18 protein-coding genes and 2 pseudogenes are annotated in these 19,651 nt (G+C 63.3%); 3 read left to right on the forward strand and 17 right to left on the reverse strand.

Annotation, left to right across the window (positions count from 1 at the left end; all coding sequences use genetic code 11):
* Positions 1-57: 57 nt before the first annotated feature.
* The 6 genes and pseudogenes from EPL04_RS16530 to EPL04_RS16555 all read right to left on the reverse strand — a co-directional run bounded on the left by EPL04_RS16530 (position 58) and on the right by EPL04_RS16555 (position 6,032).
* On the reverse strand, positions 58-1,476 hold the full coding sequence (locus EPL04_RS16530) for a PAS domain-containing sensor histidine kinase (RefSeq protein WP_134672286.1): 1,419 nt from the start codon (positions 1,474-1,476) through the stop codon (positions 58-60).
* A 40-nt stretch (positions 1,477-1,516) separates the two neighbouring features.
* Positions 1,517-1,960 (reverse strand): pyridoxamine 5'-phosphate oxidase family protein, encoded by a 444-nt coding sequence (locus EPL04_RS16535; protein ID WP_134672287.1) that lies wholly within the window; start codon positions 1,958-1,960, stop codon positions 1,517-1,519.
* 73 nt (positions 1,961-2,033) lie between these two features.
* Positions 2,034-3,055 (reverse strand): IS630 family transposase gene (locus tag EPL04_RS16540; protein WP_134672288.1). Its coding sequence is split into 2 segments (ribosomal slippage): positions 2,034-2,567 and positions 2,570-3,055, totalling 1,020 coding nucleotides; the frame shifts between segments, so codons are not numbered across the junction.
* A gap of 23 nt (positions 3,056-3,078) precedes the next feature.
* Positions 3,079-3,363: pseudogene (locus EPL04_RS16545) on the reverse strand (hypothetical protein); the annotation flags it as partial.
* Between the two features lie 184 nt (positions 3,364-3,547).
* A complete protein-coding gene (locus EPL04_RS16550) occupies positions 3,548-4,525 on the reverse strand; it encodes an IS1595 family transposase (RefSeq protein ID WP_134672289.1) in 978 nt (325 codons plus the stop codon).
* A gap of 514 nt (positions 4,526-5,039) precedes the next feature.
* Positions 5,040-6,032 carry a transposase gene (locus EPL04_RS16555; RefSeq protein ID WP_134672290.1) on the reverse strand — a complete coding sequence of 331 codons (993 nt, stop codon included), beginning with the start codon at positions 6,030-6,032 and terminating at the stop codon, positions 5,040-5,042.
* Between the two features lie 463 nt (positions 6,033-6,495).
* Here EPL04_RS16555 and EPL04_RS16560 point away from each other — a divergent pair, with 463 nt between their 5' ends.
* The gene (locus tag EPL04_RS16560) at positions 6,496-7,068 is read left to right on the forward strand and encodes a hypothetical protein (RefSeq protein WP_134672291.1); all 573 of its coding nucleotides are present in this window, start codon (positions 6,496-6,498) and stop codon (positions 7,066-7,068) included.
* 13 nt (positions 7,069-7,081) lie between these two features.
* Here the strand turns inward: EPL04_RS16560 and EPL04_RS16565 are convergent, their stop codons facing one another.
* The 9 genes from EPL04_RS16565 to EPL04_RS16605 form a co-directional block, all read right to left on the reverse strand.
* Positions 7,082-8,446 carry a restriction endonuclease gene (locus EPL04_RS16565; protein ID WP_134672292.1) on the reverse strand — a complete coding sequence of 455 codons (1,365 nt, stop codon included), beginning with the start codon at positions 8,444-8,446 and terminating at the stop codon, positions 7,082-7,084.
* 216 nt (positions 8,447-8,662) lie between these two features.
* Positions 8,663-9,214, reverse strand: coding sequence for an aldehyde dehydrogenase family protein (locus EPL04_RS16570; protein WP_134672324.1), 552 nt, complete (start codon positions 9,212-9,214; stop codon positions 8,663-8,665).
* 124 nt (positions 9,215-9,338) lie between these two features.
* Positions 9,339-10,145 (reverse strand): ABC transporter permease, encoded by an 807-nt coding sequence (locus EPL04_RS16575; protein ID WP_134672293.1) that lies wholly within the window; start codon positions 10,143-10,145, stop codon positions 9,339-9,341.
* The gene (gene ccmA, locus EPL04_RS16580; RefSeq protein WP_134672294.1) at positions 10,142-10,918 is read right to left on the reverse strand and encodes a heme ABC exporter ATP-binding protein CcmA; all 777 of its coding nucleotides are present in this window, start codon (positions 10,916-10,918) and stop codon (positions 10,142-10,144) included. Before ccmA ends, EPL04_RS16575 begins: the two co-directional genes overlap by 4 nt.
* Entirely contained in the window at positions 10,915-12,882 is a 1,968-nt protein-coding gene (locus EPL04_RS16585) for a NosD domain-containing protein (RefSeq protein WP_134672295.1), read from the reverse strand. Before EPL04_RS16585 ends, ccmA begins: the two co-directional genes overlap by 4 nt.
* A 157-nt stretch (positions 12,883-13,039) precedes the next feature.
* Positions 13,040-13,720 carry a cytochrome c biogenesis protein CcdA gene (locus EPL04_RS16590; RefSeq protein ID WP_134672296.1) on the reverse strand — a complete coding sequence of 227 codons (681 nt, stop codon included), beginning with the start codon at positions 13,718-13,720 and terminating at the stop codon, positions 13,040-13,042.
* Positions 13,717-14,280, reverse strand: a complete 564-nt coding sequence (locus EPL04_RS16595; protein ID WP_134672297.1) for a TlpA family protein disulfide reductase — start codon at positions 14,278-14,280, stop codon at positions 13,717-13,719. The genes EPL04_RS16590 and EPL04_RS16595 overlap by 4 nt, the downstream gene beginning before the upstream one ends.
* 39 nt (positions 14,281-14,319) lie before the next feature.
* Entirely contained in the window at positions 14,320-15,108 is a 789-nt protein-coding gene (locus EPL04_RS16600) for a sulfite exporter TauE/SafE family protein (protein ID WP_134672298.1), read from the reverse strand.
* Between the two features lie 3 nt (positions 15,109-15,111).
* The gene (locus tag EPL04_RS16605; protein WP_134672299.1) at positions 15,112-15,804 is read right to left on the reverse strand and encodes an SCO family protein; all 693 of its coding nucleotides are present in this window, start codon (positions 15,802-15,804) and stop codon (positions 15,112-15,114) included.
* A gap of 107 nt (positions 15,805-15,911) precedes the next feature.
* On the opposite strand from EPL04_RS16605, the gene EPL04_RS18890 reads away from it, so the two are divergent.
* Positions 15,912-16,733: a nitrous oxide reductase accessory protein NosL gene (locus EPL04_RS18890; RefSeq protein ID WP_167599505.1), complete on the forward strand. Its 822-nt coding sequence runs from the start codon at positions 15,912-15,914 to the stop codon at positions 16,731-16,733.
* Positions 16,734-16,819: 86 nt separating this feature from the next.
* Positions 16,820-18,222: pseudogene (locus tag EPL04_RS16615) on the forward strand (IS4 family transposase).
* 215 nt (positions 18,223-18,437) lie between these two features.
* Here the strand turns inward: EPL04_RS16615 and EPL04_RS16620 are convergent.
* A complete protein-coding gene (locus tag EPL04_RS16620) occupies positions 18,438-18,965 on the reverse strand; it encodes a winged helix-turn-helix transcriptional regulator (protein ID WP_134672300.1) in 528 nt (175 codons plus the stop codon).
* Positions 18,966-19,033: 68 nt separating this feature from the next.
* Positions 19,034-19,354, reverse strand: coding sequence for a DUF7471 family protein (locus EPL04_RS16625; RefSeq protein WP_134672325.1), 321 nt, complete (start codon positions 19,352-19,354; stop codon positions 19,034-19,036).
* Between the last annotated feature and the right edge of the window lie 297 nt (positions 19,355-19,651).

The following is a 19,651-nucleotide window of genomic DNA, read 5'->3' on the forward strand; positions in this document are numbered from 1 at the left end:
ACAGTTGGCCACTCCGCGCCAACGTGTGGCTGCAGGATTGGCGAACGACAGAGCCAGCTATTTCTCGGTACTGGGTTTGATACCCGTGATTTCGAAGCGCGCACCGCCTGTCCTGCTCTCGCTGACGTCAATCTCCCAGCCGTGCGCATCAACGACTTCTCGCACAATAGAGAGTCCGAGGCCGGTCCCGGTCTCGGTGCTTGTATGGCCCGCTTCAAACACCTGCTCTCGTTCAGCTGGTGGAATCCCGGGACCATCGTCTGCAACGTAGAACCCACTTTCGAGGTCGCCGACGGTGATCGTGACGTCGTCGCCACCGTGTTCGACAGCGTTCCGGATGAGATTCCCGAACAACTGTTGGAGGCGGCTCTCGTCCGCATCAACGGTGCTTATGGTCTCGACGTTGAGTGTGGCGTTCGCTGTTTCGACCGTCGCCCAACTCTCCCTGACACAGTCGCCGAGAGCGACCGGCTCGGTGTCGTCGATAGTCTTCCCTTGGCAAGCGAGCATGAGGATATTCTCGATGAGTTCCTGCATACGCTCGTGGGCGTTCCGAATTGCGTCGATGTGTGAACTCTCGTACTTCTCGGCGAGCAGGCCGAGATGACCGCTGGCGACATTAAGCGGGTTTCGGAGGTCGTGACTGACGACATTCGCAAAGTCCTCAAGTTCTTGAGTTCGCTGCTTGAGCTCTTCTTCGGCTTGTTTCCGGTCAGTAATGTCGAGGTATGTTGCAAGCGATTCCTCGTGGGGCTCGCTCCCGAACGCAGTTGCAGTGAGGAGGAACGTTCGCTCGTTACCGTCGGCAGTGCGCCGCGTAACTTCCCTGCGGACACGCTCGCCGCGCCGTACCTGCTCGTTTATCTCCCGTGCCTGCTTCGACCGATTCTCCGCAACGATGAGGTTGTCGATCGACGCCCCACTGAGTTGGCTGTCGGTGAAGCCGAACGTGTCTTTGAATGCCTGGTTGGCTTGCTCTACTTTGAGGGTGTCGTCGTCGAAGGCCGTGATGACAAGCGGAACAGGGACGGCATCAAGGAGGCTGGCGAATCGGTTGCGTTCCTGCTGAAGTCGTTCTTGGGACTCTCGGAGATCGGTGATGTCCTCGTTAACGGCAACGAACCGCAGGATTCCCCCGTCATCGTGGGTGACCGGGGAGATGGTTTGTTTGACGACATACCGCTCACCGCTTTTCCGCTCGTTGGTGATTTGACCTTTCCAGATGTCGCCATTGAGGATTGTCTCCCAGAGGCGCTCGTAGAACTGTGCAGAATGGATGCCGGACTGAAGGAGGTTAGCATTGTTCCCGATTGCTTCGTCGGCAGTGTATCCGGTTTGCTCTTCGAACGCCGGGTTGACGTACTCGATCCGGCCGGTTGTATCGGTCCAGTAGATCGCGTGGCCCGTGCTTTCGACGGCCTCCTGGAAGGCGCGTGCATCCGTCGGCAGATCGGGTGAATCTGGCGGTGAGTCCATGTTATAGTGCAAAAACGTGTTTCGTGTTTGGTTGAGGGAGTTATTGATCGATGGATGAGGCGGAGAACTGGTCAAATTCTCGGCCGGTGATCGTGGTCGGTGCCAACTGGTAGTAGTTCATAGTGGTGTCTTCGAGTGTCGTTTCGGGGTAGACGTTCAGGGTGGGGATGGACGCGTTTTGTGTGATTGTGGTGGCGGCCTGCGGCTGCTTGTCTTCGGGAACGTGCTCAACTGGCCCTTGTACAAGCACGCTCTTTACTGCCTGTTCGTCATAGACTGTGAGCGTCGCTGTCTCCGTCGTCTCAAGAAACTCCATCTTTTTGCTCTCTGACGTGTGAACGAGCTGGAAGTACACGGTCTCACCGTCGTAGCCGAACGACTCCGGAATAGAGTAGGCTTCGTCGCCGTCGGTAAGCGCTAACACGCCGACTCCCGACTCACGGAGTACAGTATCACACTCCGCACTTGTCAACTCAGTCGCCATATAAAAAGCAATTCTATACGGCTTTGAACATGTTTCGGTTGAGGAACGAAGCTTGGCGATTCGAGTACTATACTCAGAGACAGAGATATTGATACACTCCCGGTGGATCAATTGTTTCGAGTGCCGACCAGATTTCTGAGCGGATCTCGCCGAGTGTCCCGAAGTAGCGGTTTCCAAGAGCTTGTTTGAGTTGCTTCCAGTACTCTTCTGTCGGGTTCAAATCAGGCGATCCCGTCGGGAAATACACTAACTCGATTGGCTCTTCGGCGGCGAAGTTCTTCACCGCCTCGGCGGTGAAGTACGACGCTTGATCCAACAGTACGACCAGTTTTTCACCGTACTCTGCTTGGAGATGCTTCAGAAAGCGGATCGTCACCTCACTGGTGAACGATCCGCCACACTCCAAGACTGTCGTGTTTCCGTACTCGGTGACTGCCCCAAGGAGATTCACACCCTTGCGAGAGGCCGACACGCCAACTGTCGGCCTCTCGCCAACCGGATACCACGCCCTGTAGAGGTCTGTTCCAACTGCTTTCCGTGTTTGATCAATCGTGACGACTGTTGCATCCTCGTCACGCTGTCCTACTTTTTTTCGACTGTCTTCTCGAACTCTTCCCGTTCGGCTTCGTCAGCAGAAGCTGGCTCTGGCCGGGGTCTCTTCGGCGAGACCCCGGCCTTGTGCATGAGTCTTCGGACGTGCCGGCGAGAGAATGCAACGTCGAAGGCTTCGATAAGGTACTGTTGAGCGAGAGCTGTACTCCACGCTGGCGCATCGTAGCCAGCCTCTTCGGGCGGGTTGTGGAGAGCAGCGGAGAATTGATCGAGCCGGTCGTCACTAAGTTCAGAGGGACGTCCGGGTCGAGAATCATCGTAGAGCGCGGCCTCGAAGCCGCGCTCTTCGAACCGATTCAACCAATTGTAGACGGTCTGGCGATCCCATCCGTACTTGTCTTCAATATCAGCTGGCGAGAGCCCTTCGAGATACTCGCGTGCGGCTGTGAGGCGTTTGATCGCTTTCGGATCGGTCTCGTCCGCGAGTTGCTCGCGGACTCGACCTTTCGTCAGGTCGGGGATCTTGCTCCCTTCCTTCGTCACACCGGTACTTGTTGCTCCAGAGTATCAAGAGTTCCGACCGACAGTATAAACCCCTGATGCGACCAAAGCTTACAGTTCGGGTTGAAGCCGCCGGCGGCGTTCCCTTCGTACTCGTACTGCGAGAGCCGGTCGGCGATCGCGGCATCGAACCCACCGACCTCTGTATGCTTCGTCGAGCCGTCGAAGACACTTGCTGGGACGGCCTCGACGGCTTCCCGAATCGACGCCAACGAATCATCCGGAAATACCTCGGACGAGGTTTGGGTACGGCGCTCGCTCAGTTTTGTGACCTCCTCGACGACGACCATACTCGCTCTCGACGAACAGTGGCCCGATAAAACCCGTCGCGACGGCCGTTCGAGCCCACCGGTCGCCAGGATACACTCACTCGAGGAGTCGGGCGGTGGGTGGGGCAAGGGAGTGGATCTAACCCCTGCGTTAACCAACACTGTGCCGGTATTAGCCGGTGGTGTTGGTTAAGGATAGTCGCTCTTATGTAGAACTGCGGAAAGCCCCGATAACGAGACAGTCAATGGTTGTCTCAACGGATTCACCAGAGAGGGTGAGTGAGCGAACAATCCCGAAGGTGTGAGCGGCCTGCTCCAAGCTCTGCTTGGACAGGCCGCGGAACTTCCGCAACCACGGCTGGACGAGCGAAAACAGGCACTCAGCCTGGTTAATATGGACGCCGTCGGGCGATACGTACCTTTCCTTGTGCACGACCGTTCGGTGGTCAAAATCCATCTCTCGGTAGGCTTGGAGACCATCGGTCCAGACCTCTCCCAGCCGCTGGGAGAGGTCTTCAGCCTCCTGAATCACTGGTTCAAGATCACCACTGAAGTCGATGCCGAGTTGGCTACGGATCACGCGTAGCGAGTCGCGGCACGCCGCGACGAGCGTCAGCTGATCACCGTGGCGTCCCCGCCAGCGTGATCGGCCTGTCTGGGACGAGCCGCCGCGCGACCGGCTGTTCCGCGGCGGCTCTTGTCCTTTGTAGCCCGAACAGACTGTGCCAGATTCGTCGACTTGCGTCGGTCCCTCGATGGTCTGGTTAAGTAGTTCCCAGACGACGGGGAAGCCGCGCTGAACCGCGGCTTCCACCTCCCGAATCGCCGTGTGAACGGTTTTGTAGGCCCGGCCGAGCAACGGTGCGATCTGGTTGATACTGAGCAACGTGTCAGCGTAGAGCGTGAATGCGAGAAGCACCTCACCGCAAGAGAGGTGCTTCTCGTGAAGTGGAGTTCCGTAGGTGTAGACCGGCTTGAAGTTGCAGTCACGGCACCACACACGGTCGAGATGCGGCCACGTTTGAACGGCGTTGTGACCGCACCGTGGACAGGATGTATTCTCCCAGAATTCCTTGAGTCGCCGCTCGATGCGGGCATCGAGCGGCTCCGTGTCGATCTCAACGACGCCCAGCTCAATCAGCTCTCGAAACATCGCTCCGAACGCCGGCTGAGCAGAAGACATACTCCTAGATTATGGCTGGTTCAGTGTAACTGCGGGGTCTTTCCGCAGCTCTACACAAGAGCGAGGATAGTTGCTACGGCGTTCAAAGGCGTCGAACTGCCTTTTAAAGAAATTTTGCGAGCCTTTATCCGATGATGGGGCTCAGTATTGAACAAGTAAGCTCTGGTAGCATGGAGAAGCCATCTGTCGTATGCGGCAGGTGGAAGATATCAAAGGTTGCAACCCATGTAGGTCGCCTAACAAGCGATCAGGCCGTCATCGCGGTTCGGGCTGTCCGCTCTAATTAGGGGGCGGACACCCGAATTCCGATCGGCTGCCAAAGGAATCTGGAGTACATGGTTCACTCGGAACCACCAACTACGAGGCTCCGAGGCGGATGCCGGCGGAGAAATTCCGTCGATAGTGAGCAACACTGTAGCTACCATCCCAGCCGTGAGGCCGCCGATTCCCCATTTTGCTGGCGACGGAAGAAATTCACAATAGGTGTTTAGTCGAGGGTGTCATAGAACTCTTGTCACACCCTGATGATCGTACTTCCCGGATTGTCTCCACGTTCGTAGTTGGTAATTGCGACGACGAGGCGAAGGCACAGAGCAAGAAACACCTGCGCTCGTGCGTGGACGCGGCCTCGGGCGTGCGTTCGCCCGAGGCCGCAGTCCTTCACTGATTCGTTGGTTCGTTCGACTCCCGTACGGCGGTTGTACGTCTCGTCCAGCGTCGATTGCTTCAGCTGTACGTCCTCGCTGTGTTCGTCGATGCGATCTTCGACCCTGTACTCGATATCGAGCGGGTCGTCGGTGTTTCGTGCGTTGTACGGAGCGACTGGCACGACCCCTGCGGCCAGCAGGTGGTCGTGCCAGTCGAGCGTGTCGTAGGCGCTGTCACCGACCATCCAGATCGGCTTGGCGACGGCGAGCGCGTCACGCGTGACGCGCATCGCCGTCTCCTCTGGCGCTTGTTTACTCTCTGTGAACTCCGCCGCGATCGGGATCTTTTGCCCGGTCGAGACGATGGTACAGCCGTAGCCGTAGTAGTACTCGTCGTCGGTTGGATCGTAGCACTTCGACGCGTCTTGATCGGCAGGCATCGCCCTCACGTCGGTTGAATCGATGGAGTAGGTCAAGTCGAGCAGGCCGCGGACGGCGGCCTGCTCGACGAGTCGGTCAAAGACTTCGTCGACGACGTGTTCGAGGTCAGTGAGGAAACGATCGACCGCGTCTCTCGACGGCGGTCGATCGAAGCCACAGCTCAGCCAGACAACCGTGTTTTGAAGCTCTCGTTCGACGGGGCGAATGCCGTATATGTCCTTGTAGTAGCAGTGGAGAAAGCCACGCATCAGCTCTGGTGGTTCGTGCTCTCGTGTTCGCCCCGTCTGCGCCGGGGCGAACACATCGAACTCTTCGAGAAACTCGAAGGAAAGGTGTTCAAACAACGCTAGCGTCTCGGTCTCCGCGACATTGAAGAACGACTCTACCGAAGGATCATCTTGCAGGGTCGCTGAACTCATCCACCTCAGCGTTCACCCTGCTCTTTGGTGTGCTACTCGTTCTATGACACCCTCGGATCCGTGAGTAAGCCGTGCTATAGTGATGGTGCTTCGCTGCCTGATATACTGAGAAGAGGGATCTGAGGCCTCTGCGGAGATAGAACAGTTGCATTTTGTGTTCATCGCCGATGATATCTCCGTACACGTGCCGTAGGGCGGTGTCAGTATCGTGAAGGTTCTGCGTGGCCGTAAGAAGTACTCGAGCGTGCTCGCCGTGCGGATGGTTCGGGTCGGAGTAGTCTTCAGCGACTTCTTCGTGAAGGGCTTCGATGGCCTCAAAATCATATTGACTCCACATACCGGATGTGTTCGTGGTATGTCGTGTCTCGGTATAAGGGTGAGTATGTCCCTTCTCAGCGGATATTACATACTGTTGTTTTTGCGCCGGTGAGGGGTGCCGGCGCACACGCGCCGGCGGTGATCGATGTCGACACGAAGCCAGCTCCGATTCGTACAACGGAGTGAGACCACAGATGAACAGTCCGAAGCCGACCATGTCGCACAGATCTACCGTCATTCCGATGGCTATCCCGACAGCGTGCTTCGAGATCTCGTTCAGCTGAAACAGCTGCTCGATGAGACGCGAACAGAGCGCGGGCCGGCGTACGCCGCAGCCCAGTTTCTGTTTCTTGACACGGTCTCGACGATGACCCTGTACGTCGACGAGGGGCGGGACCGAAGCATCCACGCCGACGAATCCTCAGATCTCCTCGAGCCGGCCAACATGGAGCATCTGGACCAGCCGCTGTTCCTGCTGGGTCACGGCGTCGAGAACCCGGCGGACGGCATCCACGGCGACGAGGAGTACCTTTACGTCGTCGAACTCCCGGGGCGGAGCCTGTTCGACGAGCCGGCAGAGTGGACGGTCAAGGTGAGCGGTCACTCCACGTTCCCGCGGTGGGACGGGCCGACCGACGAAGCCTTCGAGCGGGCCAGTTGGCAGTTCAACGGCCCGCTAGAACACGCACTCGAAGAGCTGGTGGCTGAACCGGCCTGAGTAGCGAGGCCACTCAGAGGATACCGCCGATAACGAGGAAACCGATGAGGACCAGCAGCGTCGTGACCGCGCTGCCGCCGGCCAGCCACTTGTTCTCCATCGCCTTCTCGTGAAGCGGCATCGCGGCGTATTCCTCGCGGAACGCCTCGAGATTTCCCTCGTCGTAGAAGTACTTCGTCTTCAGCGCAAACCGTTCGGTCACCGCACAGCCCGTACAGACCGGCTCACCTTCGAGCCGTTCGGTCTTGCTGTGGCTGTCGCAGGCAATCGCCCCGCAGTTCGGACAGTAGGTGTACGTCTCGTCGCCGCCGCTCGTGTCACAGTGGACGCACTGATGGATGCCGTCCTCGGCGGTCACTCGTGACGGGCCTGCCGCGTAGTACTCGTAGGGGTAGGTGTACTCCTGGACGTCGGTAGTGTGCCGAACTTCCGGGAGGTACACTGGTTCGATCGACTGGACAGAGATGTCCGAGCGGTTCGGCTCACAGGTCTTGTTGTACGTGACGTTGTTGTCGCCGGTGTAGGTGACCGTCGTCGTGTGATGCTGCTGGAGTCGCTCGACGGCCCACTCCTTGTACTCCGTTTGCGTCTGCCCGAACCGCCGCTCCTCGACGTCGTCGAACACCTCTCCGAACTGCTCGGCATCGAGGTCGACCGTCGCGTGGAGATTCTCGGTGACCAGCGTCCCGACGTCCTCATCGACGATCTGCGGCTGCCCGCGTTCGGCGTGGGCGACGAATCGGGTCCGGTCGTTGATCTGGTGGATGACGCCCACCGACGTCTCGAAGACGGCGTTCGTGTCCGCGGTGACCGCGACCACCGGCCGGAACGTCACCGATGAGTGTGGGTCTAGGAGGTCGGCGGCCTCGATGTTCTCGATGTCGCGGAACGCCTCCTGGACAGGTGCGTCGACATCCGCCGCCGGATCGTACGGTCGGAGCGTCTCGTCACAGAGGATCTCGATGCGCCCGTTGTAGAGATCGAGACCGATTTCGTCGGCGATCTCCCGAAGGTCCTCGCCGTCGAGCAACTCGATGGGATAGGGATCGTCGTTCCGCTGGAGCCGGTCAGCGTACTCCTCGGCAGGGTTCGTAAATCGACCTGTGGTGGCAACCATCCCTCGCTTCGGGCCGTCGAAGTCGAACGTCGCGATGGCCGAGTGCAGCTTCTGGACAACCGGCCGGCCGACCGAACCAGTGTGCTTACACTCGACGATGATCGCCCGTCGCGTGCCATCGACGACCTCCTCCATGATGACGTCGCGCCCCTCGTCGGCCGTCCGCTCGGCCTGGCGGACGTTTTCGTAGCCGAGGTTCCGGAAGACGTCCTCCATCAAGTCCTCGAACTCGAATCCCGAGAGGTCGTCCAGTACAGCCATCCGAATGTAATTGGACAGTATCTTGCTATGACTATATACGTTGCCGACGGTGGGGACGAAGTCGCGACGACATGAGCGTTGTTGTTGTTCGTCCCGCAAGGGGTGCGGGACGACACATCCGTCCCGGGTAACCGATGAGTTCTGAGAGCAACAGCGAGAGCGCCCCTGACCACTGGTGGTTGCATCGCCGAACAGACGATACCATTTCGTGTTCGCCTACGAGTTCTCGAAATCCGTCCTCTGCCACGTCCAGCAATCCTCGGACTGGCTGGTCCGGGTCGATCGAGCCGTCGCCAGCGCGGGCGCGACCGCCCGCATCGAGAGGTTGAAGGGGGAGTTCCACGGCGAGATGACCCCGACGATGCCCCCGGGGACGCGCTCGACCTCGTTCTCCTTGCCAGGGATCATCGAGTCCGAGGTTTCCGACCCGAGCTCTCCGGCGAGGTCGGCGGCGTGGTAGCACATCCGTTGGGCGGTCTGCCACTCGGCGAACGCCTTCGGGTTGGCGCTGCCCGACTCGACCGCGAGCGATTCTAGAATCTCGTCGCGGCGCTCGTCGAGCAGGTCGACGGCGTCCTGTACGACTGCGGCGCGCTCGTCGGCCGGGGTGTCGGCCCACTCGGACTGGGCGGCGGCGGCCTCGTACGCGCGGTCGACGTCGGCCTCGGTGCCCGCCGGGACCGTGGCGACCTGCTCGCGCGTCGCGGGGTTCTCGACCGCTATCTCGTCGCGGTCGCCTCGCTCGACCCACTCACCGTCGAGGTACAGGGCGTTCCAGTCGGCGTCCGTCGTGAACTCGCTGGAGCCATACGCGTGTCAGTTGGTGCTGGACGGAGAAAAAGCCCAATCACTTCGGTAGCCGCGACCGCTTTCGGCGAGACGTTGTCCGGCGTCAGCGCCACGCCAGTACCGAGGCGAACCCGAGCGCTGCGACCAGCCACGTGATGAGCGCGACCCCGCCGAGAATCGCGGAGTGGCCCTCTGGGACGGTCACGCCGGTCGGCGCGACGCTGAGTTCGAAGACGAGGCTCCGGTACGCGGTGTTCGGGCTGAGTCCGAGCAGGGCCGTCGCGGCGTCCGGCGGGACCACGCCGGCGGTGAGCGAGCCGAGCAGCGCCCCGTCGAGACCGGCGACGAGCGCGACCACCGCACCGGTCGCCAGCGCGAGTCCGGCGCGGGACGAACGTGCCGTCGCGGAGACGAGCAGAGCCAACGAGAGCGCGACCAGCGCGAACAGCGCGGTCACCAGAACGTAGCGCAGATACAGCGCGGGCGAGTCGACTGTAGCGTGAGAGGCGACGACCGAGAGCGTCGACTCGCCAGCCATCGGAACAGCCGCGCCGGCGACGGCGTGACCGACCACGACCACGCCGACGACGACTACCGCACGGCCGAGATACACGCCGAAGACGTACCAGTGGCCCGAGACCGGACACGTTCGAATTGTCTGCAATTCGCCGCTCTCGCGGTCGGCAAGCAGCGCGCGATAGCCCACGGCGAACGCCAGCACCGGGACCAGTAGCTCCACCGGCGTGAGCAGGTCCAACACGAGCGCCAGGTACGACCCGGTGCCGGCGAGCCACGCGGCTCCGCCGACCAGTAGGACGTAGCCGACCGCGACCGCCAACAGCGCGCGGGTCCGAAGGACGGTCAGAAACTCCCGCTGGGCGACGTCCAACACGTATCGGCTCCCGGTCACGGCTGCTCACCGCCACGGAGTCCGGACGCGACGCTGGCTGCCCCCGCGTCGGGGCCGAGCGTCTCGACAGCCGTTTCGAGTCTCTGGGCGTCGGCCTCGGCCAGCAACTCCTCGGGCCGGCCAGCCGCGACCAACTCCCCGTGGTCGAGCAACAGTACGGTGTCGGCCGCGCGCTCGACCGTGCGCAAGTCGTGCGTCGAGAGGAGCACTGTACCACCGGCCGCAGTGAGATCGTCCATCACGTTCCGTATGTGTCGTCGCATCGTCGGGGCGAGACCGCTCGACGGTTCGTCGAGGACGAACACCGACGGGTCACCGACCATCGTCTGGGCGATGCCGAGCAGGCGGCGCATCCCGCCCGAGAGCGCGTCGACCCGGCGGTCGGCGACCGCCGACAGTCCCACGCGTTCGAGGATGGCGTCCACGTCCGGCGACGTCTCAACGAGCGCCCCGTAGAAATCGACCGTCTCCCGAACCGTAAACTGTCTCCGGAACGCGGGTTGTTGGGCGAGATAACCCACGCGGCGGTCGGTCCCCCCGGCGACCGAGACGGTTCCGTCGTCGGGGTCGAGCAGGCCGGCGACGAGTCGGAGCAGCGTGGTCTTCCCGCTTCCGTTCGGCCCGACGATGCAGACGACGGTGCCGGCCTCGATGCTGAAAGTGACGTCGCCGAGCACGTCGAGGCCGTCGAACGAGTGGCTCACCTGCTCGACCTCGACGACGGTACGGTCGTCGGTCGGTCCGTCGGTTCGAGTAGTGTGGTGTAGTTTCATGGTGTAGTCACGTTGTTCGCCGCTAACCGTTCGGGTCGAACCGGATCGGCGAGCGGGTCAGGGTCGACGATACTCGGTCCGCGCAGTCCGGGAACGGACCCTCGGAACCGCCCGAGCGCCTGCGAGATAGGCGACCGAGAGAGGGCGTAGGCCGGTCGGGAGTTCTGGGCGCTCCGGTCGACGACGTCCGTGGGCCGGTACCGCCGGTCGACGACGCCGTCGCCGTCGCGGTCCGTGCCGGGAATCACGCCCCAGTAGTTGCCTCGCCCGTCGACAGCCCACGATTCGAGGGTCGCCAGACCGGGCGAGACGGGCCGGTCGTTGGCCACGATGTCGTTGCGAGAGACGTCGTTGGTGGGAAGCAGCGTCGTCGAGCGGACCCCGACGTCGTTGTCGACGACTGTGTTGTGGCGATAGACGGAGCGAGTGGTCCCGACCGACAGTCCGACCTCGTTGTTCGCGAGGACGTTGTCGGTCACGTAGGAGGCTGAGCCAGCGACGCTGATGCCGACGGTGCTGTTCTGGACGTCGTTGCCGGTCAGGAGGTTCGCGGTCGGGCGAGTCATCACGAAGACGCCGGTGTTCGTGGCGCGAATCGTGTTGTTGGCCACGAGCGCTTCGCTCGTGTGCATATCGTGAAACCCGTACCGGACGTTCTCGATGCGGTTGTCGCGGACGACCGTCCCGTCGGCGTAGTGGGTGTAGACGGCGTCGCGTCCCCCGTCGAACCGGGAGTCCTCGACGACCGTCCGCGAGTACATCGGCAGGACGCTCATGAACCCCTCCCGGCCAGCGGTGCCGTTCACCTCGACCGACCGGACGACGGTGTCGTCGCTGTCGAGCGCCACGATGCCGTTCGAGGGCGTGTCGATGCTGACGTTCTCGACGAGCGACCGAGGAGACGAACGGAGCCGGACGGCCGCGTCGCCGTACCCGTAGGTGAGCCTGATGCGGCGGTCCCACGTCGACCCGTCGCCGGACTCGGGGGTCCCGCCGTTGCTCGCCCCGACGCCGACGATTCGGAGGTCCGCGAGCGCGACCTCGGGCGACCGGACGGCGACCACCGAACCGTTTCCGCCGCCGTCGAGGACGGTCTCGGCTCCCGCGCCGCGTATCGTGACCGGCTTCTCGACCGTGAGGTTCGCGTCGTACCGGCCCGGAAGCAGTTCGACGGTGGTGTTGGCCCGTGCGCGGTCGACCGCTGCGGCGAGCGTCGGGACGTCCTTGCCCACCACCACCGTCGAGGCCGATTGCGAGCGGGCGAGACGATCGGCAGCCGCCGCGATCGCCTGCCGATCGGTCCCGACGACCATCGAGACCGGTCGGTCGCCCAGCACCCGCGCCCGGTCGACGGTCTCGTCGGCCCACCGGTGACGCTCGGCAGCCGGCGGCTCGGGGTCGCCCGAAGACCTGTCGTCGCCGTGACGAGCGGTGAGCTCGCCCCAGTCGAGGACCGTACCGCCGTGTTCGTCGGCGAACGCCCGCGCAGTCGACCGGTTACCGAACGGGAGCGTGGCCGGGCCAGCGGGCGTTCGCGCGGGCGTCCCGACGACGAACCACGCCTGCCGGGCGCGCGTCCAGCCGGGCGACCGCCCGTCCGGGAGCGTCACGTACCTCTCGTCGGTCAGTCGCGGGTCGGTCCCGGAGAGGTCGGTGACGAACGCGGCGAGTGGGCGGCCGAACTGGGCCGTGGGGCGGGACCCGGACGCACCCGTGACGAGCGAGTCGGTCCCGTAGAAGCCGACGACGTACTCGTACTGGGAGTAGAAGACCTGTCCTCGCGGGACGACGTGGCCCGCCGCCTCGGCGCGCTCGACGTCAACGCCGGTGAGACCGGTCGCGAGCGTCTGATCGAACGGGACGGGCGAGAGCTCACCGCCGTCGGCCGGGTCGACCGCGAGACCGCTGGCCGCGAGGAGCACCGCGAGCAGGACCGCCGCGCCGGCGTACGTCACGGCCCTCATCGACCCGCCCTCCGTGGCGGCAGCGCTGGTGTCGCCGCCGGGTCCGGGCGTCCGTCTCGCGGAACGGACGCCGACGCCTCGCGCGAGGCCACCACGCCACGCGCCCGGTGGGGTCGACGGCGCGTCTCGAACGCGTCGGCTGTGGACTGACGTCGAGTCATATTGGGAGCGAGGGCACGGCGTTCGGTGCGACCGCGACCACGATTTGTCCCACGCCCGCGAGGGCAACGACCGCGCCGCCAGCTCGTTCGAGTCGGCCGCCGAGGTCGGCGAGTCGCCCCGCCGCGACATCGAGCCCGAAGCCCACCGCGAGGGTCACCGCCAGCAGCGGCAGCGCAACGGCGGCGGCGTACGCCGCAACCACGGCGACCGCCGCCGGGGCCGAGAGCGCGACCGCCTCGACGACGACCGCCAGAAACACCGGTAGGACACAGCCCGCCGACGCGCCCGCGTAGCCGGCTCCGAACAGCACGAATCCGGGCGTGTCTGCCCGGCGAGCAGGCAACTGGACGGTCAGCGACGGGCCGCGCGCCGTCAGCAGCCCGACGCCCAACACCACCAACGCAACCCCGACGAGCGGTTCGACGACCGGGGGGAGCCGGGAGACCGGACGACCGACGAGCACCGCCAGCCCCGCGAGCGCGCCCAGCGTCACGACGACGCCGGCCCCGGCCGCGAGACCGCGTGCGACGACGCCGGCAGCCCGCCGGTCGTCACCGACTACGCCGACGTAGTAGCCGACGTATCCCGGAACCAGCGGGAGCGCACAGGGCGACAGGAACGTCACCACGCCGGCGCCCGCCGCGAACGCGAGGTGGCCCCAGACGGGACCGCTCACGCCGACTCACCGCCGCTCGCGGCCCGTATCTCCTCGACGATGGTCGAGGCGGTCGTCCGCCCCGCGTGTGACCACGTTTCGGTGCCGTCGGGCGCGACGACGACGGCGGTCGGGACGCTCGTCGCGTCGTACGCTCGGGCCAGTGCCGTCCCGTCGTCGGTGGCGACGGTCCACGCCCCGCCGTGGTCGTCCCACCACGCGGCCACCTCGTCGGTCGAGACGGTCAGCCCGACCGGCTCGCTCGTGACCGAGAGGAACTGAACGTCGTCGGCGACTCGCTCGTGGGCCTCGCCGACGACCGACATCTGGGACGCGCAGATGTCACAGGTCGTGGCGAAGAACTCGACGAACGTCACGCCGCCCGGTTGCGGGACGGTTGTCCGGCCCGCCTCGCTGCCGGGGGCGTCGACGGTCTCGATGGTCACCGGCCCCGGCCCGTCGGCCACCGGCTCCGTTTCGCCCTCGTCGTCTCGCGCGAGCGATTCGCCGAGGCGGTTGCAGCCAGCGACCGTCATCGTCGTCGCGGTGGCGGCCGACGCGAGCAGTTCACGTCGGCGCACGTGGGTCACCTCCGGCGGTCGCCCGTCGAGGCGGGCCGTTCACCACGGCTGGAAGCTGGGCAGCGGGACGGCCGGGAGCCCGACGCCCAGCGCCGCCAACCCGTGCTGAATCGGGACGTACCCGAGCGCGACGAACGCGAGTCCGAGCCCGCGATGGAGTCGTCGGCGCTCGCCGACGCCGAGCCCGTCGAACAGCGTCCCCGTCAGGAAGACGGCGGGGACGGTCCCGGCCCCGAGCGCCGCGAGCGCGGTCGCACCCCCGAGCGCGGAACCCTGAGCGAAGGCGTACAGATACGCCGGGTACAGGAGCGGACACGGCAGGAGGCCGTGGACCGCGCCCAGTCCGGCGATGCGGTGGTCGCCGACCCACGCGTCGACGCGCGGGAGCAGGACGCCCCGGACCGTGGCCGCGACCCGCTCGACGCCCGGTATCGGGACGTGGCGCGCGCCCTCGCCGGTGAGGTAGGTGACCCCGACGGCGGCGACGGCGACCCCCGCGCCGACGCCGGTCACGGCGTGAATCTCGGTCGCTACGAGGGTCACGTCCCGGAGGCCGACGAAGACGAGTTCGCCCGCGAGACCGAACAGCCCGCCGAGCAGAGTGTAACTGGCCGTCCGTCCGAGGTTGAACAGCGCGTGCTGGCGGACCGCCCGGGGCGTGAGCGCGTCGTCGCGGGCCCCTTGGTCCATTCTGGCGGCGTAGGTCGCGACCAGCGGCCCACACATCCCGATGCAGTGTGCGCCCCCGAGCAGTCCCACGAGCGCCAGTATCGGGAGGCCGAGCGTCTCGGTTCCGAGGAGAGGGTTGGCTGGTGTGCATGAGGTCATCGGTCAACTGGTCGCTTCGACGACCGTCTCGACGTCCGAGAGGACGCGTTCGTGGTCCGGTTGGTCGGTCCGATACGCGCGTTCGACGACGCCGTCCGAGTTCCGGAGGAACGTCAGCGAGAGGTGGCGGAAGTCGTACCCCGGGAGCCGCTCGGACTCGCCGGCGCCGATGCGGTCGAAGTTGATGCCGAGTTTGTCGGCGACGACCTCCTTCGCGCGGTCCGCCGACTCCGGGCGCAAGAATCGCCAGTTCCCTGCCTCCATGTCGATGTTCATCCGCTGGCCGTAGTTCCGGAGCGTCTCGGCATCGTCGCGTTCGGGGTCGAACGTGATCGCCAGAAACGTCACCTCGTCGTCGATGTTCCGGTCGACGGTCCCGTGCTGGACGCCCGCCAACTGCCCGATGAGGCGCACGCACTCGACGGGACAGGTGGCGAAGAAGGCGGTCACGACCAGCGTCGTCTCGACGGCGTCGCTGTCGACCACCTCGCCGGCCAGCGGGTCCGGCACGCTGAACGCCGGCAGCGGCTCCCCGTGGGCGGGGTACGGGAGCTCGCCGCTGTCGTACTGCCGGTCGTCCGGCGGGTCGAGGACCGTCTCGCTCGCGCTCCCGTCGTCTCCGAAGACCGTGGTGAGACAGCCGGCGCTCGCCGTGACAGCGGCGAGTCCAGCCGCGAGGTAGGTTCGTCGATCCATCGGTCGATGCTTGTGAACTCGGGAAAGTAAGCAATCTGGTGCACCTCTCGAAAACTTCCGACAGCTGCACCAGACTGCCTATTATCGCCGCCCGACGACGGCTCAACATGGACCTTCGAAACGCCACCGTGAATCGACGACGACTGCTCACGCTGCTCGGAGCCAGTTCCGCCACCGCCGTGGCGGGCTGTCTCGGCGGCGACGGCGACGGCGAGGAACCGACCACGACGGCGAGCGACGCCGTCCCCGACCAGTACCGAACCGCGACGGGTCTGAACGGCGAGCAGCGTGACCCCGACGCGCTCTCGGCCAAGAGTGACGTGAACTACCAGTCCGAACCGAAAGCCGGGCAGACGTGTTCGCGCTGTGCGTTCTACGTCCCGGACAAGAACGGCGACGGGGTCGGTGCCTGTACTATCGTCGAGGGAACCGTCGAGCCGAACGGCTACTGCGTGAGTTACCTCCCACACGAGGCCGACGACGACAGCGACGCGAGGTCGCCCGTCGACGTCCCCGAGGACGCCGAGTGTGCGGTCTGTGGGATGACAGTCGCCAACTTCCCCGAGTGGAACGCCCAAGCGGTCCACGAAGACGACACTCGAGCGTTCTTCTGTACGGCGGGCTGTGCGGTGACCTACGACGCAGTCACCGAGCAGTTCGCGGATACGGACGCGGACGTCGAGGGGCTCTGGGTCAGGGACTTCGACAGCCGCGAGCTGGTCCACGGAACGAGCGCACACTACGCGCTCGAAACCGACTCCGACCGCGTCGACGATCCGATGAAGCTGAACCCGGCACCGTTCGCCGCCCGCGAAGACGCCGTCGCTTACGTCGAAGAAGTCGAGCACCTCTCGGAGGAAGACATAGTCGAATGGTCCGCGTTCGACCGCGACGTGGCCGAGCAGTACCGGGGACAGCTGTTGGAGTGACGGGAGTCCACCGACAAGCCCACCGCTAAAGCGCTGTCTCTTACCCACAAATCCTATCGCTGTAGCTCGTCGACAAAGAGACCAAGGTGCAGAGCGGTTCACGAAGCTGCCGGACTGATCTAGACGGGGCGGAATTGTGTCAGGCCGATGTTTCTGGTAAGGTTCGAAAGGAGATCCAGTCTGCTGAGTTCGGTGACGAGCGGCTCACTGAGCGATTAATGCAGGTCGGAGATCGGCTCGGCAGGGCACCTGCCGAGTCGATCCCAAACGCGTGCGAAGACTGGGCTTCCGCAAAGGCTACGTATCGATTTTGCGATAACGAGCGTGTGGATCCCAACGAGATTCTCGGTGCACACAAACGAGCTCAGCGATCACGAGTCCAGGACAAAACGAACTCTTGATCATCTCTGACACCACTGAACTCGTCTTTCCGCGACATCCATCCAAGGAGGGACTCGGTGATATTGGCAACTCCAAGACGGATTTGGAAGGTGTCAAAGTTCACACAACGATTGGGCTTGATCCACAGACCCACCACATGACCGGGGTCATCGATCAGCAGTCGCTGATCGAGGACCAACAAGCTAGCACCAAGCACGATGCAAATGGCAAGAGCAAGCCAATCGAATTAGAGAGTGAACAGGAAAAGTGGATTCGAGGAGATCGGCAAGCCAGCCGGTGGCTTGCCGAAGAGGTTCGTCCGATATTCATCCATGACCGAGGAGCTGACGCATTTGACTTCTACCGCGAAGTTACAGACAACTTGGACGCTGGATTCGTCGTCCGTGCGAATCAGAATCGCTGTATTCAGACGCCGTCCGGAACGGACGGGCGTCTGATTGACTGGAGTGAAGAGCTCCCCGAACAAGGTCGCACGTCGATAGAGATCGAACGAGGAAGTGGAAGAGAAGCTAGAGAGGCTGAGCTCATCGTCACAGCCGGCTCGTGTGAGCTGCTTCCACCGCAGAACGATCCAACTCACACCGAGCCCGTCGAGGTAAACGTCGTACGGATCGACGAACGTGGAGAACAAGACGACCCGATTCAGTGGGTGTTACTCACCACTGAATCGGTCGCTGAGTTCAGTGATTCGCTGAGTGTGATAGAGTCTTACCGCGCTCGATGGACGATCGAAGACTGGCACAAGGTGCTGAAGACTGGATGCCGGATTGAGGAACGGCGGCTGGAAACGTGGGAGCGTATGGAGGTCTTGTTGAGTGTCTACTCGGTGATTGCGTGGAAGGTGCTGGAGTTGCGGGAACTTGCTCGGGGAGACGCACACTACTCACCTGATGTCCTTCTGAGTGAGACTGAACGGTCAATTCTGGAAACAAAATTTCCAAAATTGACCGACAACGGGGCTCAAGCGTACGCAATTGCGGTTGCGAAGATCGGTGGCTACCTTGACCGAAGTTCCGATCCACCGCCCGGCTGGGAGACGATGTGGAAAGGCCTCAAGAAACTTCAGACCTCATTCGTCTTTAGCTAAGCCGGAAGAGTCAAGTGAACTCTGTTCTGGTAAATCGCAGACCCAGAGAAAGAGCGATCAAGACGTCGAAATCGCCCTCGGGGTTCGGTAAATCGACTGTTAACTGTACCCCGTCGCATTCTTGCGATCTGCTTCTTAGCTAAAGACGGATGCTTTAGACCTGGGCGGAGGGATACGAAATGCACTCCTGAGACTTATGGGTAAGAGACAGGGCTTCAGCGGCGGGTTGCTGACTCGCCGAACGTGTCGTCGATGAGGCGCGTGAAGCGGTCGACGAGGCGGTCCGAGAGCGAGGGCGCGACCTCGTCGAGCAGGCATCGGGTCTCCTCGGGTCGCGTCAGTTTGACGTGGCTCCGGCCGTGTCGGTCGTAACACTTCTCCGCGACGTCGGCCTCAGCGAGCGTCGAAACGTGCCACGATATCGTGCTCCGCGCCACGTCGAGTTCCCCCGCCAGTTCGGCGGCCGAGGGTTCCGGGTCTTCGAGCGCGACGATGATGATTCCCCGAGCGGTTTCGCGCCGGAGAAGGGCGATAGTTCGTTGCTCCCACGAGTCGTACCCCTGCGGGAAGTAGTGAGTTCGGTCGCGAAGCTCAACGACGTCGAGACATCCCGCTCGACGGAGGCGACGGAGGTGGTACTGCGCTTGCCCGGTGGCGATGTCGAGGTCGCGGACGAGTTCGTTGAAGTGGACGCCCGGATGGGATTCGATGTGTCCCTGGACCGTCCGTCTCACGTCGCTCATGATATCGTGGGTTGACCGTCGTCGGGGTAAAGACGCTCGCCGGTTCCCAGTCGCTGAGAACTGCGTTCTCACCCCGGCCGCGAGGGCGGTCCGCTGCGATACAGCGCGTACAGGACCAGCGTGGCGACCGTGAAGTCCGATCCGTGTTCGACGAGATGATGGACCGGCATCGGAACGAATCCCAGAAGCGTTCCGAACCCGACGAGCGACCGACAGACGAGTACGCCGAGCGCAATCGTCACCAGCAGATAGACTCTCGTCCGCCGCCGACGGTAGCCGACCAGTCCGGTCAGGAACAGCGTCGCGGTCCCGAGCGTTGCGAGAACGAGAACGGCGACCAGCATCGACGCTTGGGTCCCACTTACCCAGTCGGCGACGATCGGGAACATGACTGGTTGGACGGACACACTCGAACAGTGAGTATGTTACGGGTTCCAGCGCTCTCCGGACCCCGAAACTCTACCAGACGACCGAATCCGACGATAACCGGGCTTTCTACCGAGAAAGCGGCGTCGAACGGGCCGTGGAGCGAAGCGAACGGACACGGACGGTTCGAGACCGCGCAGAGAAGATTTGTAATATATCTTTCGTAATAACAATTTAAATGACTGGGGAGAGTATTAGAACCGCGCCCGTCTCGGGAGGCGACCGAGGTGGCGCGTTGGCCTACTTCCGGTCCCACCTAC

The organism is Halorussus marinus (genome assembly GCF_004521895.1).
Taxonomy (GTDB): domain Archaea; phylum Halobacteriota; class Halobacteria; order Halobacteriales; family Haladaptataceae; genus Halorussus; species Halorussus marinus.